Genomic DNA, 14,858 nt, shown 5'->3' on the forward strand with positions numbered 1-14,858 from the left:
TGACCATAGCGAGGACACCATGCCAGAGGCCACTGTAACCGTCGACCCCGCGGAAATCGCTAAATTCGAAGCAATGGCCGCCGAATGGTGGGATCCGAACGGTAAATTCAAACCGCTGCATATGCTCAACCCCTGCCGTCTGGATTACATCACGACACAAATCGCCGGCGAATTTGGGCGCGATCTGAAATCACCACGCCCCTTTGCCGGGCTGCGTATCCTCGACATCGGCTGTGGCGGTGGGCTGTTGTGTGAACCGATGGCCCGGCTTGGCGCAACAATTACCGGCGCGGATGCCGCCGCCGGCAATATCCCCGTGGCGCAGGTCCATGCCGACCAACAGGGTCTGAAAATCACCTATCGTCATATCACAGCAGAGGCACTGGTCGACGAAGGCGCGCAATTCGACGTCGTTCTGAACATGGAAGTGGTGGAACATGTCGCCGATCCGCTTGCCTATCTGACCGCCTGTCAGCGGCTTCTGCGCCCCGGCGGGATCGAGATTTGTTCCACCATAAACCGCAATCCCAAAAGCTTTGCCATGGCCATAATCGGCGCGGAATGGGTTATGCGCTGGCTGCCCAAAGGCACACATGATTGGGCGAAATTCATAACGCCGGACGAACTTTTTGATCTCCTGGAAAAATCGCATGTGACGCCGGTTGATCGCAAGGGGTTCGTCTTCAATCCGATCACTTGGCAATGGTCGCTCTCGGCCAGCGATCTCAGCGTCAATTATGTCACCACCAGCGTAAAGCCCGCCTGACGTCACCGGGGCCCCTGAAGACAGGGGCCGCCGCACTTCTTCTGTTAAAAAATATCCTGGGGGAAGGCCATCGGCCTGGGGGCAAAGCCCCCCGCCTTTCCCTGCGGCGAAGCCCCCGTTCTTCCACTGCGGCAAAGCCCCCGTCGTCCTTTGCGACGGCGCCCTGCTAGCCCTCTTCTTCCAACTTCAGACGCAAGTCGCGCAGGATGGGCAGGGCGGCGCGCACCTTGTCCGCGCCCAGATCCGCGACCAATTCCGTGATCAATGGCGTGATTGCCTCAAGCGCCGCATCGCGGGCCTGCACCCCCGCCGGGGAAATCGTCACCAGTTTCGACCGCGCATCATCCCAATCCGGGCGGATATGCACATACCCGGCGATTTCCAGCTTGTTCAACGTGTTGGTCATCGCCCCACGGGTCACATGAAAGGATTTCGCCAATTGCGCCGGCGTGCGTTCCTGTTTGAACCGCGCCAGATGGTTCAGAACCGAAAAATGCGAAAGTTCCATTCCCTTGGGCAACATCCGGCTCAGCCGGTTGCGCAGCATCTGATCGGCTGTAAACAACTCGGAAAACAGCGCAACAGCCAAGGAATTGGCGTTTTGATCGGCCATCAGGGCCCCTTGAATTTTCGGTCGTGGGTTAAGGCGGGCACCTGCCCGCGGGCTTTGTCCACTGCTTCGTGGTCAAGGTCAACAAAGACAATGTCAGGTTCTTCCCCCGCCTCGGCCATAACTACGCCCCAAGGGGACACCGCCATCGAATGCCCATAGGTGCGCCGCGCCTTGCCCTGACGGATCTGATGCTGCCCGCATTGCGCCGCCGCCAATACCCAGGCGCCGGTCTCTATGGCCCGCGCTTGCAAAAGCGCCTGCCAATGCGCAGCCCCGGTCACCGGTGAAAACGCGGATGGCACCAAAAGAACCTCGGCCCCGGCCTGGGCCAAGGCGCGGTAAAGATACGCAAACCGCACATCGTAACAGATGCTCATCCCGATCCGGGCAAATGGCGTGTCCGCAACCACGGCTTGGTCACCGGGGCGGTATCCGGCGCTTTCCCGATAGGTCTCGGTCTCACTGACCTGCACGTCGAACATGTGAATCTTGTCATACCGCGCCGCAATGCCGCCATCGGGGGAAATCAGAAACGACCGATTGGCAAAACGGCCATCGGGATCATCGGTTTTCAGCGCAAGCGAACCAATCGAAAGCCAAATCCCGCGCCGCGCCGCCAGATCGCGCAATCCGGTCAGCGTGTGATCATCGGCTTCGTGCTGCAACACGTTCATCTGATGTGTGCGACTGGTCGACACACAATTCGTCACCTCCGGCGTCAGGACGAATCCGGCGCCGTCCTCGACAGCCCGGTCGATCATTGCGGAGGTGGTGCGCAGATTTTCGACCGGGTCATCAGTGGACGACAATTGCAGCAGCGCCGCCCGCATCACGCGGCTTTCAGCAACGGATCAAGCTTGCCCGCGCGATCAAGCGCGAAAAGGTCATCACAGCCGCCGACGTGGATATCGCCGATAAAGATCTGTGGCACGGTGCGACCGCCATTGGCGCGCTGGATCATTTCGGGTTTGCGATCCGGGTTGGCCAGGACGTCAATTTCGCTGAACGCCGCGCCTTTCTGCTTCAAAAGCCGTTTGGCCGCGTGACAAAAACCGCAGAGCGGCGAGGTGTAGATTTCAATAGTGGACATGATACGTTCCTTTACGATCTTGTCCGTAACTTAGTCGTCCCGGCTCACCCTTGCCAGTGCGCCAATGCAGAGCGGACCTGCACCTGACGCACGAAGCACCTCTGCACAGGCGCCAAGGGTCGCCCCGGTGGTCAAAACATCGTCAATCAGCAACACCGGTCGCCCGCCCGCCACGCGGCCGCGCCGCCCCCGATGCATCTGGATCGCCCCGTCGAGGATCTCGCGCCGCTCGGCACCGCTGAAACGATCAAGACTTCGGGTGCGGCGCACCCGTTTCAACAGATCCGGGCAATAGGCCAACCCCAATTCCCGCGCCAATGATTCGGCCAGCAGGGCGGATTGATTGTATCGCCGCGACATCATCCGCATCCAATGCAGGGGCACCGGCGCCACCAACATATCCGGCAGGATCAGGGGCCCGACCGCCCGCGCCAGCCATTTTGCCCCCACCGGGGCGATATCCTGACGGTCATTGTGTTTCAGCCCCATCACAATGCGCCGCCCGTTGTCGCGATACAACAGCGCCGCCCGCCCCCGATCCCAAGCAGGCGGCGCAGAAATGCAGGAATCACAATGGGCAATCTCTTCTGTATTCTCGCCGGGCAGGGGCACGCCGCAGCAATCACAGACCAATCCACCGGTAAACGGTGTATCGCGCCAACAGGCCCCACACAGACCAAAGTCGGTTTCAACCAGATCCCGACAGATCAGGCATTGGGACGGATAGACAACCCGCAAGGCCGTTTGAACAATCTCACTCATACCACTATCTAGGCCCCTATGCAGCCCCGTCTCACTGATCCTGCGGCTTTGATCCGCAACCGTCGCCGCGCCTCTTTGGATGCGCTGTTCTTGTTTGAATCTGCGCGCGACGATCTTGAAGATCGCCTCAGCTTGGTTAAGAGAACCTTTACCGCGCCAGCAATTGTCACCGGGCAGCCGGAAATCTGGGGCAATCTGGCGGAAAGCACCCGCATTGTTGCCGATGACGACACATTGCCGTTGGAACCCGGCGCGCATGACGCGATTTTGCACAGCCACAGCCTGCATTGGGCCAATGATCCGGTGGGGCAGCTGATTCAATGTCGCCGCGCGCTGAAACCGGATGGGTTCTTTTTGGCGTCGCTGTTTGGCGGCCAGACCTTGCAGGAACTGCGTGCCTGTCTGGCCAGTGCCGAGACAGAGCTGACCGGCGGGCTGTCGCCGCGCATCGCCCCCATGGCCGAGATCCGCGATATGGGCGCGCTGTTGCAGCGTGCCGGATTTGCCCTGCCGGTGGCGGATGCCTTTCGATTGACGGTGACCTATGAAACACCGCTGCATCTGATGCGCGAACTGCGCGCCATGGGCGAGGGCAATGCGCTGGACGCACGTCTGCGCCGCCCAACCCGGCGCGCGGTGCTGTTGCGGGCAGCGGAGCTTTACAGCCAGCTTCATGCCCAGCCCGATGGCCGTATCCCGGCAACATTTGAATTCATCGTCCTGACCGGATGGGCCCCCGATGACAGCCAGCCAAAGCCGCTGCGGCCCGGATCGGCCAAGGCGCGACTGGCGGACGCATTGAAAGTACCGGAAACCAAGCTGAAAGATTGACCCAACCAGCCACAGGGTTATCTGTCGCTAAATCGACATCGCGGAGACCGAAATGCCCGACACACGCCCAGCCAACAGCCCGGCCGATCATCCCGCCCTGCCGCCACGAAAAATTGGTGTCTTGCTCGCCAATCTTGGGACGCCGGATGGCACCGACTATTGGTCGATGCGTCGGTATCTGGGCGAATTCCTGTCGGACAAGCGCGTGATTGATTACCCGGCTTGGAAATGGCAACCGCTGTTGCAGTTGATTATCCTTACAAAACGGCCGTTTACCTCGGGTGCGGCCTATCGGACGATCTGGAACAACGAAGCGGATGAAAGCCCGCTGATGACCATCACCAAGGATCAGACCGCCGCGATTGCCAGCAGGATGGCGGACCAGTTCGGCGACAGCGTGATGGTGGATTTCTGTATGCGCTACGGCAACCCGTCGACCAAATCAAAGGTGCGGGCGATGGTCGAGGCAGGGTGCCACAAGATCCTGTTTTTCCCGCTTTATCCGCAATATGCCGGCGCGACATCGGCCACCGCGAATGACGCGTTCTTTCGGGCGTTGATGGAGGAAAAATGGCAACCCACGGCGCGGGTCGTCGACCCCTATTTCGAACATCCTGCCTATATTGACGCGCTGGCGCAGTCGGTTGAGCGCAAATATGCCAGCTTGGACCAACGACCCGAAATCCTTATCTGTTCTTACCACGGCTTGCCGCAGCGGTATTTGCTGGAAGGTGACCCCTATCATTGCCAGTGCCAGAAAACGACGCGGCTGTTGAAGGAACGGCTGGGCTGGGCCGATACCGACATCAAGACCACCTTCCAATCGCAATTTGGCCCCGAGGAATGGCTGAAACCCTATACCGTGGAAGAGGTTGCGCGCCTGGCCCGCGAAGATGGCAAAAAGAATATCGCGGTCATCGCCCCGGCCTTTTCTGCGGATTGTATCGAAACTCTGGAAGAGATCAACGAAGAGATCCGCGAAAGTTTCGAAGAGGCCGGTGGAGAGAAATTCACCTATATCCCCTGTCTGAACGACGATCCGGCCCATATTGACGCGCTGTCGCAAGTGATTTCCGAAAATCTGGCTGGCTGGACGGCATGAGCGCGCTGCATCTGGGCACGGTCAAGATTCCGGTCACCGATCTGGCGCGATCGCTGCCGTTTTACTGTGATACCCTTGGGTTGTCTGTGTTGTTCACCGTTGAAAAATACGGTTGGGTTCAACTTTCCGGCGGACAATTTGGCATCGCGCTATACGAGATCGGCAAATCCGACACCAGCAGGGCACCGGGCGGTGATCTCGATTTTCATATGATTTGCGAAGATCGCGCGACCACCCTGGCCCAGGTGCGCCGACAGTGCCCTGATGCGGCATGGGCGGATCATGTCAGCGGGGCCTATGTGCTGCGCTTTGCCGACCCGGACGGCAATCAGCTGCATATCTTTGCACGCGGCGAGAATGAGGATGACAGCCTGAAAACCTATCCCCAGACATAGAAAAAGCGGCGCCGAGGCGCCGCTTTTCCTTGTAGATGTCAGTCCGAATTACTCGGAAGCTGCAACTGCGATAACAACAGCAAGCAGGATCAGCGGGACAATGATGCCAGCCGACGAAGATGCTTGTGCAGTTTCTTCAACGATCACCGGTGCTTCGATGATGACGTCGTCTTTTGCATAGGAACCAGCGAATGCTGTCGATGCTGCTGCGGACAGTGCCGCTGCGAGTGCGAGTTTCTTCATAATCATATCCTCCAGATATTCACCTGCCGCTCATACCAAACTGGTTGCGGCAAGCACCCAAGACTTACCTCGTACTTTTTCTTTGCAGCTATTCTGGCGAAATGCAAACCGATCTTTGCATGTTCTCGCCGCGCCGCCGCCACATGTCGTCAAATTAGCAACACTTGGGTGCCCACTTTTGTCTGGGCGAAAAGCTCGGAGATATGTTGGTTGTAAAGACCGATACAGCCGTTCGAAGACCGGCGTCCGATTTTGCGTGTGTCGTGCGTTCCGTGGATACGGTAATACGTCCAGCTCAGGTAAAGCGCGTGCGTTCCCAGAGGGTTGTCAGGGCCCGGACCAACAAAGTCCGGCCATTCGGGATTGCGGATTTTCATCGACGGGGTGGGGCGCCACGACGGGCCTTCCACCTTGCGCACCACCGACGTGCGGCCGCGGCGCGTCAGATCCTCTGTCAGGGGAACCGAGGTTGGATAGAGCTTGTAGGTCGTGCCATTGGCCGACCAATAATGCAGCGCCCGGCTGGTGATATCGACCAGAATTGCGCCATTGCTGAGATCGCTGAAATACGGCCGCCAATCCAGCGATCGAAAGCTGGAGATATTGCGGCGCACGGCGTGCGAAATATCGCCCTCAAGCTCGGTGCTGCCGTCGTTCTGGGCCAAGACCGGGGTTGCGGCCATTGCAGCAGTCCCCGCCAGAAAGGCCCGTCTGTTCCATTTTTGTGTGGATGGTGTCTTCATATCCCACTCCCTGGGTATGCTGCATTGATCACAGTTATTTTAGTGCGCGAAAGCCGCAGTCGCAAATCAAACCACTGTCAAGACGCGGATCATCGCCGAGGTGGGTTTGAAAGGTCACTTTTTTCCGGCTAAGTCTCGCGTAACCAAATTATTGGATGGTCTCACCGATGAAACGTCTTGCTGCACTTTTGCTTCCGCTTGTTCTGATTCTTGCGGCCTGTACGACGACACCGTCGTCCACGACGCCGACCCTGGGCCCGGACGGCAAGCCGCTGCCAAAGGTGTACAATCTGGGGCCGGGGGCAGAGGGACGGGTTCAATTCCGTATGCTTGATTCGATCAATGCATTGCGCCAGGCGCGCAGCCTGCCGCAGGTGTCGCTGAATGCCGCGCTCAACGCTGCGGCCGCGACCCATGCGCGCGACATGTCGGTGCAAAACCGCCCCTGGCATTTCGGATCGGACGGATCATCGCCGATCGACCGGGTGGCGCGTGTCGGATATGCGGGCCGGATGTTGGGCGAAGCGATTTCCGAAACCTACGAAACCGAGATCGAGACCCTTGCCGCCTGGATGGAAGAACCGGGCACCCGCGAGGTGATCATGGCAGCGGACGCGCGCGATATGGGATTCGCCTATTTTCAGGAACCCAACGGCAAGATCTGGTGGACATTGGTGATGGGCGCGCCGGGCAACGCGGGTTTTGTCCCCTCGGCCAGCCCCGCCAACAGCCAATCCATCGAAGACATCGCCGCGGCAGCCATTGATCTGAGCGACGGCTGATCGAATTCTGGCCCCCCACCCGCTGATCAGGGATCACTGGATGGGGGGCTGATTTGTTTCGTCGCGGTTATGCGCGCAGCATCACCTTGCCTGCGCGTCCCGGTGTCAGCGCTGCGGTCATGGCATCGCTGACCTGATCCAGAGAATAGGCTCCGCCGTCTTCCAGTTTCAGCTCGCCATTCGCCGCCAGCATCACCAATTCCGTGATCAGGCGCTTGCGTTCCTCCGGGGCCATTTCGCTGCTGACGCGCGATCCCCAGAAGCCTTTTGCCGTGATGTGTTTCATGATCAACGCCCCCGAAGACAGCGGCATGGGCGCGCCTGTGGCTGTGCCGAACACCACCAATTCGCCGTCAACACCAAGCAGATCAACGAGATCGCCGGAAATATCGCCGCCGACGGAATCAATCGCCGATACCGCACCGGCATCGCCGATCAGCGCCTGTGCCTTTTCCTTCCACCCTTCGGACGCGGTCGAAAGCACGTTGTCGATCCCGAGGTTTTCCAGCTCGGCCACCGCAGCATCCCGGCGCACGAGGTTCAGCAGATGAATTCCGCGCGATTTTGCCAGAACCGTCATGATTTTGCCGACGGCGCCATTGGCGGCCGTTTGCACGATCCAATCCCCCTTTTTCGCCTTGAGGCTTTCAAGGAGCGACAGGGCGCTGAACGGCATCGCAATCAGCTGCGCGCCAACGGTATCGCTGATCGCGGCAGGAAGCGGCAGAACCCCTTCGGCGGGGGCGGTGAAATACTCCGCCCAGCTGCCATGAATGCCCGCGATGGCAATGCGTTGACCAATCAGCGCGGCATCGACACCTTCGCCGACGGCGTCAACCGTGCCCAGCGCCTCTGACCCGCCGGTTGCGCCGGGCAGTTCGGGTTTATAGCCGTAATTGCCACGGATCGTCCAAAGATCATGGTTGTGGATCGGCGACAACGTCATCTTGACCAGGACTTCGCCTGCCTTGGGGGTGGGTTTTTCGGTTTCTGCGGTTTTAAGCACGTCAATGGGTTCACCAAAGGTGTCGTGTACTGCGGCTTTCATTGTGATTATCCTTGTAAGTTGTCTTGAGTGAGAAGACCGGTCGTTTGTTTTAACGCCTGTTCCAGTGGCGTCTGAGAGCGTGACAGCTTTGCCAAGATCGACGCCCCGAGCCATTGCGCGTAGAGCATTTGCGCCGTTGCGACGGGGTCGGAAAACCGGGGCAATGACCCTTCGGATGCGCCCTGACGCAAAAGCGTTGCGATACGTTGGACAAATTCGGTGATGCCATCGTTCAGGATCACGCGCATCGCGTCAGAAAGGTCGGCCACTTCGGCCCCCAATTTGACGACAAGACATTGCGTGGCAATGCCTTCTGCCCCGGCTTGTGCCAACCAACCGGACCAGAATGCCCCCAGCTTTTCCGCGGCGGTCCCCGGTCCATTGGCCAATCGGTCAAACCGATCCAGATAGTCCTGAACATAGTCAGCCAAAAGCGCCTGTCCAAAGGCCTCTTTCGACGCGAAGTAGTAGTAAAACGACCCCTTCGGGATGTTGCATTCCGTCAACAGGCGGGCAATCCCGACGCCGCCAAACCCGTGTTTGATCACCAGGGCCCTGCCGGTATCCAGAATATGCTGTCGCTTGCGATCTGATTTGGTTTGCTCATCCATAGGGCGGAGTTAATCAGTAATAGACCGGTCGTCTAGGTATCATCACAGCCATGTGACAGGGCGGTAAACCACGAGGTCAAATCCCAAAATCAGAGGTGTCTTGCGTCTTCGGGCAGACAGCCTTGGCCAGCTACCCAAGGGCCGGGCTCTCTCGGCCAGCGTCCCGTGCCAGTTCCTTAGGCCAGTTCCCGGTGGCTGGCCTGAATATCATCCCAGGCGCGGTTGATGTCGATCAACCGCCGCTCGCTCAGGCGCACGGCTTCTTGCGGCACGCCACGGGCCATCATGCGGTCTGGATGCCCCTCGCGCACCGCTTGACGCCAGACTTTGCGAATGTCGTCCAGTGGCGTATCGGGGCTGACGCCCAGAACGGTATAGGGATCATTCGGTGCATCGGGCACAAAACGCGCCCGAAACGCCAGAAACTGGCGTTCATCCAGACCAAAGATCATCGAAACTTCGCGCAGGAAATCGTCTTCGGCGGGATGATAGCTGCCATCCGCGACCGCGATATGAAACAGCCCCTCCAGCAGGTCGCACAGCGCGGTGCCGGTCTCATCAAACATCGCACGAATGCGGCGGGCGTAATCGGCGTAACCGGCCACATCCTGCCGGGCCAGATTGAACACCCGCGCGGCCTGATCCTCATCCTCGGGGGCGATGTGAAACACCTCGCGGAACGCCGTCACCTCGTCCCGGGTGACAAGACCATCTGCCTTGGCCATTTTCGCGCCCAACGCGATCACCGCAATGGTAAAGGCGACACTGCGCTCTGGTGGCGTGCGCAGCTGGTCAAACACCTGACTAAGCGGCGCGCCACTGGCGAGGGCCGAAATCGCGGCCGATATGCGGGACCATATGGACATGGGCGAATGTTATACCTCGGTTTGATCTAAGTCAGTGTGACAATCACAAAAATTTTTGCATCAGCACCAGATCAATCCAGCGCCCGAATTTATACCCGACCTCGGGCAGGACCGAAACCTGACGAAACCCGATTGCCGCATGAAAGGCGATGCCATCCGGGTTTTCCCCGCTGACGCCGGCGAACAGGGTGTGAACCCCGGCGGCACGCGCGTGATTTTCCAGCATCGCCATCAACCCGCGCCCGGCGCCAAGGCCACGGGCCGCCGGCAACAACGCAATGGAATGTTCGCAGGTATGACGATAGCCATCCCCGCCGCGAAACTGGAAATAACAGGCATATCCGATAATCTGGCCGTCCCGTTCCGCAACAAAATAGCGGCCACTGTCGCGAATGCTTTCTGCATACTCCTGGACCGGTTTTTCATCGGATCTGAAACTGATTGTCGTGTCACGAATGACCGGGTTGACCACAGCGGCAATTCCCGGTGCATCCCCCACCTGTGCTGGGCGCAAGATCATCTTAAGGCCACGCTCCCCTGCGGAGTCTCGATCGACGCCACAAGATGCGGCGAGCCATGTTCAAACCGCACGCGCGCATCATCCAGATAGGGCGCAAGCCGCTGTTGCAGGCGATCCACCTCTGGGTGGAAAATCGTCAGGGCGTCCAGCGTACAGCCCGTTTCCGGCAACATCCGGCCCGGATGATCCGCGCAATCCCATTCTATCAGGGCCGGAAAACACCCATCATACGACAACATGCCATGCTGCGGCACCGACATCCGCCAGCGCAGATTGCCGCGCTCCAGCTCGACGATCCGGCCCGCCTCTGGCAGGTCACGCACAAGGGTTTCAAGATCTTTGGTCTGGCAAATCCAATTGGTCAGCCGGGGCGGACCGGAAAAATGATCCAGCCCGAACCAGCGGGCGTGATCCAGCGCAGGCGCGGCGGGATCAATGGCAATCGCCTCGAGATACAGCCCATCCGACAGGGACATCAGGTGATTATGGGTGCCAAAAAACGGATGTTCGCCGCCCGTCGCCATTTCGACGTGCAAATGGTCCTGCACATGCGCGCGACCAATGTCGCGTGACAGCCCCGAAACAGCGATATGGTCTAGGTGCAGCATGGCATGTCTCCCGCTTGGCGTGCCCCGTCAAGAATCGGCCTTTGACCCATCTTTTTATCGGTCATTGCACCGTCATTCCGTCGTCAAGATATATCAGATTTCGTGACAAATGGGAACGCGTCACACAATCCAGACATGCAAAGACCCCCCGGTTTGCACCGAGGGGCAGTTTTCGATCATTTTGGCCTAGTTAACGGATTGTCCGTCAACCACATCCTTGGTGATCGCGGGGGGCGTGCCGACAATTTCAATCCGGCGCGGTTTCAACGCTTCGGGAATCTCACGCTCCAGGTCGATATGCAGCATGCCGTTTTCATGGCTGGCCCCGGTGACGCGCACATGGTCGGCCAGATGGAATTTGCGCTCAAAGGCGCGGGCGGCAATACCGCGGTGCAAGTAGGATTGTTTCGGTGCGTCGTCAGCCTTGCGGGCGGTGACAACGACGGCGTTTTCCTTGGCCTCGACGCTCAGGTCTGCTGCGGAAAATCCGGCAACCGCAATCGAAATGCGATATGCATCATCAGCGGTTTTTTCAATGTTATAAGGTGGATAGGTCTGGTTTTGGACATCATTGGCCAACACCCGATCCATCAGGTCGGCAATTTGATCAAAGCCGACAGTGGCACGGTGAAGTGGTGCAAAATCATAGCTACGCATGGGTCATCCTCCATTGAGCGATACCATTATGGTGCGTCTTCCCATCGGGACAGACGGTGACATCCGGACCCACATTGGGCGTCCGAACAGCAATGATTTGGGGAAGGTCTTTGCCGGTTTCAAGACCCCGGCGTAAACGGATTTACGCCATCCCGCGCCGACCGCCGATGTGGGCCTTGGCAGAGCTCAGTATCGCCGCGCCTCTGCCGCGAGGCGGTCAAAGGGATCGGGCCTTGTGTCATCAAGCAATTCGGTGTCCGGTTCAAAAGCCGGGACATAGATCCCTTGGGTCCAAGACGCGGGCAACCGATCCAGCAGCTTGGCAAATCGGGCACTGGCGTCAGAGGCCCGCTGCCGGATCGCTTCGGCACGATCAGGATCACGTTCGCGCAGCCGGGTGTACCATCTCACAACCAGGTCACAAACCCGGTCCGGCCCCAGCGAGAAATAGACAACGGCGGCTGTCAGCAGCGCCAAAAGACCCACTGCAACCACAAGCCAGGGTCGCACCAGAACGACAATGAACAGCGCACCCAACGCCAGTATCCGGGGCGCATCCGGGCGACGCAGAAACCGGCGAATATGGCCCATGATCGCCATCACACCCCCACGGCGCGGGCCGGCATGCGGCCTGTTTTGGCGCTTTGCAGGACGGTCCATTGCGTCGGTGGGTGCTGACGCCTCTGCCTGCGGCAGCACAACAGGGCGGGAAATGATATCCCGACGGGGATTTGTCGGCTTGGCCCGTGCGGGTTTTGGCTGTGCGGGTTCGAGTTGCGCGGGCGCAGGCTTTGCGGGTTCGGGCTTTGCCGGCTCGGGCGTTGCGGCGTTTTCCTCTGCCATCAGCGCACGAATTGCCAATGTTGTTGGATCATCTACCGGCCCGCCATCATCGGCGCCCGGCCGGGGATCTGTGTTCAACCTATGGCGATTGGCTGTCATGCGCGACCTCCGTGGCGTGTGGCGATGTTGCGTCAGCCAATAATACCAATGCTTTCAGGCCATTTTGTGGCGCAGTTCTGCCCCGGCCGCCCCCGAAATACTCGTCGTCAAATTCCGAAACTTCAGGGCCGCAGAAATTTGGCCCCCGACGGGCGCTCATCCGTGCCGACCTGTTTGAACAAGGATTGTGCGTTCAATTCCACCTTCAGCAGCGCCAGCGGCTCTTTCAGCGAGGTGCCAAGGGATACCGGCACGCCGCCCGCCTCTGCCTTGGCTGAAATCAGCGCCACAATGCGCGGCACGCCGCCCTCTATCGAAAACACCGGTGCACCCGATGCGCCGAAATCGGCGGCACAAGACATGACAAGAACGCCGCGCCGACGGTCGATCACCTCACAGGCTTCCTGAAGGGAGGGCGCTTCGGCGCGGTCATGCGCATAGCTGACAACCGCAATCCGCGCACCCGGCGCCGGCCGGTCAGTGGTTTCAAACGGCAAGACGCCGGTGTTGCGGATTGGATGCGCCAATTGCAAAAGCGCCACATCATCGCGGACCTGCGATGCTTTGGTGTTCTGCGCAAACCGGTACTTTGGATGCACCACCGCGTATTTCACATTGCGATAGGCCGAGGCCCGGCCATTGCGCAGACCGGCACTGAACCGGATGTCCGATGCGCCAAACCGCTCGCCTGTGGCCTTGTTGAACAGGCAGTGACCGGCGGTCAGCACCAGATCGGGCGCGACCAGCACACCGGTGCAAAATCCGGTGCGCCCAAAATCAATCCGGCCAACCGCTTCCCATCCGCGGCTGTCGTCGCCGGTGTTCAGCTGTCGTAACTCGCGCATTTCTGCCTGTGCCGTTGTCACGGTCATGATCACAGCGAGTAGCAGATGGAATATGCGCAAAAGTCAGCCCCTGTCGTCCGCCCTTTGGGCTATCAACAAGTTTAGGCAAAATTGCGGCGCCGCCAAGCCTTTTCAATTTGGCGCGTCACGGACGCAATGCCTGCGGCTTTGGCCCACCGGTCGCCCAGTCCAGCAATTCGACCGTATGCACCACGGGCACCTCGGTGCCGGAACCGATCTGCATCATGCACCCGATGTTGCCGGCGGCAATCACATCCGGGGTCACGGCCTCCAGCGTATTGACCTTTCGCGCCTTCAACTGGCCGGATATTTCCGGCTGCATCAGGTTGTATGTCCCCGCCGATCCGCAACACAAATGGCTATCGGCCGGCTCTGCCACGGTGAACCCGGCGCGTTTCAACAGGGTCTTGGGGTGGGTCTTGATCTTTTGCCCATGCTGCAACGAACAGGCCGCGTGATAAGCCACCTTGAGCCCCTTGTCCGCCCCTTCGGGCAGGTCCAGTTTCATCAGCACTTCGCTGATGTCCATCGCAACCGCCGCCACCCGCGCGGCATCCGCGGCCAGAGGATCGTTGCGAAACATATGGCCGTAATCCTTGACCGTGGTGCCGCAGCCGCTGGTGTTGATGACAATGGCATCCAGCCCCTTGGTGTCCATTTCGGTGGTCCAAGCCGCAATATTCCTGGCCGCTGCGCCGTGGCTTTCGGCCGTTTTGCCCATGTGATGGGTCAGCGCGCCACAGCATCCTGCGCCCTTGGCCACCACAACCTCACATCCCAGCCGCGTCAACAGGCGGATGGTGGCATCATTGATGTCGGTATTCAACGCCTTTTGGGCGCACCCCGTCATCAGCGCCACCCGCATCTTCGGGGCGGCCTTGGGGGCAAAGCTCTGTGGATCGTCATTGCGGCTGACCGGCGGGATCTGCTTCGGGGCCATCTCGAGCATCGCGCGCAGACGCGGATCCGGCATGAAACGCGCAAAAGGCCGCCCGATCTTGGCCCCCAAAAGCGCCAGCCGGAACCGCCCCGGATAGGGCAGGATTCGCGCCAACAGCCAGCGCAACGCCCGATCCGACCAGGGGCGGTCGTATTTCTGTTCGATATATTCGCGCGCATGATCCACCAGATGCATGTAATGCACCCCGCTGGGGCAGGTGGTCATACAGGCCAGGCAGGACAGGCAACGATCAATATGTTTGACCGTCGTTTCATCCGGCACCCGTTCATTTTCCAACATGTCCTTGATCAGATAGATCCGCCCACGCGGGCTATCCAATTCATCGCCCAGCACCTGATAGGTTGGGCATGTCGCAGTGCAAAATCCACAATGCACACAGGCGCGCAGAATTTCGTTGGCCCGCTTGGTGCCAGGATCGCGCAGTTGGTCTTCGGTAAATGTCGTTTGCATGA

20 protein-coding genes are annotated in these 14,858 nt (G+C 59.4%); 5 read left to right on the forward strand and 15 right to left on the reverse strand.

The annotated features are described in order from the left end of the window. The first annotated feature begins 19 nt into the window (after nucleotides 1–19). Entirely contained in the window at nucleotides 20–766 is a 747-nt protein-coding gene (ubiG, locus tag Q4577_RS11085) for a bifunctional 2-polyprenyl-6-hydroxyphenol methylase/3-demethylubiquinol 3-O-methyltransferase UbiG (protein WP_303468022.1), read from the forward strand. A 166-nt stretch (nucleotides 767–932) separates the two neighbouring features. Here ubiG and Q4577_RS11090 read toward each other — a convergent pair whose 3' ends face one another. From Q4577_RS11090 to Q4577_RS11105, 4 genes are read right to left on the reverse strand one after another with little or no spacing between them, the layout of a single operon-like run. Then, nucleotides 933–1,379: a MarR family winged helix-turn-helix transcriptional regulator gene (locus Q4577_RS11090; RefSeq protein ID WP_244691754.1), complete on the reverse strand. Its 447-nt coding sequence runs from the start codon at nucleotides 1,377–1,379 to the stop codon at nucleotides 933–935. Continuing rightward, nucleotides 1,379–2,209, reverse strand: a complete 831-nt coding sequence (locus Q4577_RS11095) for a carbon-nitrogen hydrolase family protein (protein ID WP_303468023.1) — start codon at nucleotides 2,207–2,209, stop codon at nucleotides 1,379–1,381. Before Q4577_RS11095 ends, Q4577_RS11090 begins: the two co-directional genes overlap by 1 nt. Continuing rightward, on the reverse strand, nucleotides 2,209–2,469 hold the full coding sequence (gene grxC, locus Q4577_RS11100) for a glutaredoxin 3 (RefSeq protein ID WP_244691758.1): 261 nt from the start codon (nucleotides 2,467–2,469) through the stop codon (nucleotides 2,209–2,211). The genes Q4577_RS11095 and grxC overlap by 1 nt, the downstream gene beginning before the upstream one ends. 30 nt (nucleotides 2,470–2,499) lie before the next feature. Continuing rightward, a complete protein-coding gene (locus Q4577_RS11105) occupies nucleotides 2,500–3,231 on the reverse strand; it encodes a ComF family protein (protein ID WP_303468025.1) in 732 nt (243 codons plus the stop codon). An 18-nt stretch (nucleotides 3,232–3,249) separates the two neighbouring features. Here Q4577_RS11105 and Q4577_RS11110 point away from each other — a divergent pair, with 18 nt between their 5' ends. The 3 genes from Q4577_RS11110 to Q4577_RS11120 are packed head-to-tail and all read left to right on the forward strand — an operon-like array spanning nucleotide 3,250 to nucleotide 5,559. Then, the gene (locus tag Q4577_RS11110; RefSeq protein WP_303468026.1) at nucleotides 3,250–4,062 is read left to right on the forward strand and encodes a methyltransferase domain-containing protein; all 813 of its coding nucleotides are present in this window, start codon (nucleotides 3,250–3,252) and stop codon (nucleotides 4,060–4,062) included. Between the two features lie 52 nt (nucleotides 4,063–4,114). Further along, complete coding sequence (gene hemH / locus Q4577_RS11115; protein WP_303468027.1) at nucleotides 4,115–5,164, forward strand: ferrochelatase; 1,050 nt, start codon at nucleotides 4,115–4,117, stop codon at nucleotides 5,162–5,164. Then, on the forward strand, nucleotides 5,161–5,559 hold the full coding sequence (locus Q4577_RS11120; RefSeq protein WP_303468028.1) for a VOC family protein: 399 nt from the start codon (nucleotides 5,161–5,163) through the stop codon (nucleotides 5,557–5,559). The genes hemH and Q4577_RS11120 overlap by 4 nt, the downstream gene beginning before the upstream one ends. A 48-nt stretch (nucleotides 5,560–5,607) precedes the next feature. On the opposite strand, the gene Q4577_RS11125 is transcribed toward Q4577_RS11120, so the two are convergent. Together Q4577_RS11125 and Q4577_RS11130 are read right to left on the reverse strand one after the other, a co-directional pair. Continuing rightward, complete coding sequence (locus tag Q4577_RS11125; RefSeq protein ID WP_244691769.1) at nucleotides 5,608–5,802, reverse strand: ferrochelatase; 195 nt, start codon at nucleotides 5,800–5,802, stop codon at nucleotides 5,608–5,610. 149 nt (nucleotides 5,803–5,951) lie between these two features. Further along, the gene (locus Q4577_RS11130) at nucleotides 5,952–6,545 is read right to left on the reverse strand and encodes a L,D-transpeptidase (protein ID WP_244691771.1); all 594 of its coding nucleotides are present in this window, start codon (nucleotides 6,543–6,545) and stop codon (nucleotides 5,952–5,954) included. A gap of 167 nt (nucleotides 6,546–6,712) precedes the next feature. Between Q4577_RS11130 and Q4577_RS11135 the strand changes: the two genes are divergently transcribed. Beyond that, on the forward strand, nucleotides 6,713–7,327 hold the full coding sequence (locus tag Q4577_RS11135; protein WP_244691773.1) for a CAP domain-containing protein: 615 nt from the start codon (nucleotides 6,713–6,715) through the stop codon (nucleotides 7,325–7,327). Nucleotides 7,328–7,394: 67 nt separating this feature from the next. Here the strand turns inward: Q4577_RS11135 and Q4577_RS11140 are convergent, their stop codons facing one another. The 9 genes from Q4577_RS11140 to glcF all read right to left on the reverse strand — a co-directional run bounded on the left by Q4577_RS11140 (nucleotide 7,395) and on the right by glcF (nucleotide 14,856). Then, a complete protein-coding gene (locus tag Q4577_RS11140) occupies nucleotides 7,395–8,375 on the reverse strand; it encodes a zinc-binding dehydrogenase (RefSeq protein ID WP_244691776.1) in 981 nt (326 codons plus the stop codon). A 5-nt stretch (nucleotides 8,376–8,380) separates the two neighbouring features. Further along, nucleotides 8,381–8,986, reverse strand: a complete 606-nt coding sequence (locus Q4577_RS11145; protein ID WP_303468029.1) for a TetR/AcrR family transcriptional regulator — start codon at nucleotides 8,984–8,986, stop codon at nucleotides 8,381–8,383. A gap of 176 nt (nucleotides 8,987–9,162) precedes the next feature. Continuing rightward, a complete protein-coding gene (locus Q4577_RS11150) occupies nucleotides 9,163–9,852 on the reverse strand; it encodes a molecular chaperone DjiA (protein WP_303468030.1) in 690 nt (229 codons plus the stop codon). 43 nt (nucleotides 9,853–9,895) lie between these two features. After that, nucleotides 9,896–10,369: a GNAT family N-acetyltransferase gene (locus tag Q4577_RS11155; RefSeq protein WP_303468417.1), complete on the reverse strand. Its 474-nt coding sequence runs from the start codon at nucleotides 10,367–10,369 to the stop codon at nucleotides 9,896–9,898. Then, nucleotides 10,369–10,980 (reverse strand): VOC family protein, encoded by a 612-nt coding sequence (locus Q4577_RS11160; RefSeq protein WP_303468032.1) that lies wholly within the window; start codon nucleotides 10,978–10,980, stop codon nucleotides 10,369–10,371. The genes Q4577_RS11155 and Q4577_RS11160 overlap by 1 nt, the downstream gene beginning before the upstream one ends. Before the next feature lie 186 nt (nucleotides 10,981–11,166). After that, the gene (locus Q4577_RS11165; protein ID WP_244691784.1) at nucleotides 11,167–11,637 is read right to left on the reverse strand and encodes an Hsp20 family protein; all 471 of its coding nucleotides are present in this window, start codon (nucleotides 11,635–11,637) and stop codon (nucleotides 11,167–11,169) included. A gap of 186 nt (nucleotides 11,638–11,823) precedes the next feature. Then, on the reverse strand, nucleotides 11,824–12,579 hold the full coding sequence (locus Q4577_RS11170) for a hypothetical protein (RefSeq protein WP_303468034.1): 756 nt from the start codon (nucleotides 12,577–12,579) through the stop codon (nucleotides 11,824–11,826). Nucleotides 12,580–12,701: 122 nt separating this feature from the next. Next, nucleotides 12,702–13,484, reverse strand: coding sequence for a serine protease (locus Q4577_RS11175; RefSeq protein WP_303468036.1), 783 nt, complete (start codon nucleotides 13,482–13,484; stop codon nucleotides 12,702–12,704). An 85-nt stretch (nucleotides 13,485–13,569) separates the two neighbouring features. After that, nucleotides 13,570–14,856 (reverse strand): glycolate oxidase subunit GlcF, encoded by a 1,287-nt coding sequence (gene glcF / locus Q4577_RS11180; RefSeq protein ID WP_303468038.1) that lies wholly within the window; start codon nucleotides 14,854–14,856, stop codon nucleotides 13,570–13,572. Nucleotides 14,857–14,858 lie beyond the last annotated feature (2 nt).

The organism is Marinovum sp. 2_MG-2023 (genome assembly GCF_030548265.1).
Classification (GTDB): domain Bacteria; phylum Pseudomonadota; class Alphaproteobacteria; order Rhodobacterales; family Rhodobacteraceae; genus Marinovum.

Bases quoted from the DNA above. Each gene is read 5' to 3' on its own strand.
- ubiG (WP_303468022.1), top strand. From the start codon at position 20: ATGCCAGAGGCCACTGTAACCGTCGACCCCGCGGAAATCGCTAAATTC.
- Q4577_RS11090 (WP_244691754.1), bottom strand. From the start codon at position 1,379: ATGGCCGATCAAAACGCCAATTCCTTGGCTGTTGCGCTGTTTTCCGAG.
- Q4577_RS11095 (WP_303468023.1), bottom strand. From the start codon at position 2,209: ATGCGGGCGGCGCTGCTGCAATTGTCGTCCACTGATGACCCGGTCGAA.
- grxC (WP_244691758.1), bottom strand. From the start codon at position 2,469: ATGTCCACTATTGAAATCTACACCTCGCCGCTCTGCGGTTTTTGTCAC.
- Q4577_RS11105 (WP_303468025.1), bottom strand. From the start codon at position 3,231: ATGAGTGAGATTGTTCAAACGGCCTTGCGGGTTGTCTATCCGTCCCAA.
- Q4577_RS11110 (WP_303468026.1), top strand. From the start codon at position 3,250: ATGCAGCCCCGTCTCACTGATCCTGCGGCTTTGATCCGCAACCGTCGC.
- hemH (WP_303468027.1), top strand. From the start codon at position 4,115: ATGCCCGACACACGCCCAGCCAACAGCCCGGCCGATCATCCCGCCCTG.
- Q4577_RS11120 (WP_303468028.1), top strand. From the start codon at position 5,161: ATGAGCGCGCTGCATCTGGGCACGGTCAAGATTCCGGTCACCGATCTG.
- Q4577_RS11125 (WP_244691769.1), bottom strand. From the start codon at position 5,802: ATGAAGAAACTCGCACTCGCAGCGGCACTGTCCGCAGCAGCATCGACA.
- Q4577_RS11130 (WP_244691771.1), bottom strand. From the start codon at position 6,545: ATGAAGACACCATCCACACAAAAATGGAACAGACGGGCCTTTCTGGCG.
- Q4577_RS11135 (WP_244691773.1), top strand. From the start codon at position 6,713: ATGAAACGTCTTGCTGCACTTTTGCTTCCGCTTGTTCTGATTCTTGCG.
- Q4577_RS11140 (WP_244691776.1), bottom strand. From the start codon at position 8,375: ATGAAAGCCGCAGTACACGACACCTTTGGTGAACCCATTGACGTGCTT.
- Q4577_RS11145 (WP_303468029.1), bottom strand. From the start codon at position 8,986: ATGGATGAGCAAACCAAATCAGATCGCAAGCGACAGCATATTCTGGAT.
- Q4577_RS11150 (WP_303468030.1), bottom strand. From the start codon at position 9,852: ATGTCCATATGGTCCCGCATATCGGCCGCGATTTCGGCCCTCGCCAGT.
- Q4577_RS11160 (WP_303468032.1), bottom strand. From the start codon at position 10,980: ATGCTGCACCTAGACCATATCGCTGTTTCGGGGCTGTCACGCGACATT.
- Q4577_RS11165 (WP_244691784.1), bottom strand. From the start codon at position 11,637: ATGCGTAGCTATGATTTTGCACCACTTCACCGTGCCACTGTCGGCTTT.
- Q4577_RS11170 (WP_303468034.1), bottom strand. From the start codon at position 12,579: ATGACAGCCAATCGCCATAGGTTGAACACAGATCCCCGGCCGGGCGCC.
- glcF (WP_303468038.1), bottom strand. From the start codon at position 14,856: ATGCAAACGACATTTACCGAAGACCAACTGCGCGATCCTGGCACCAAG.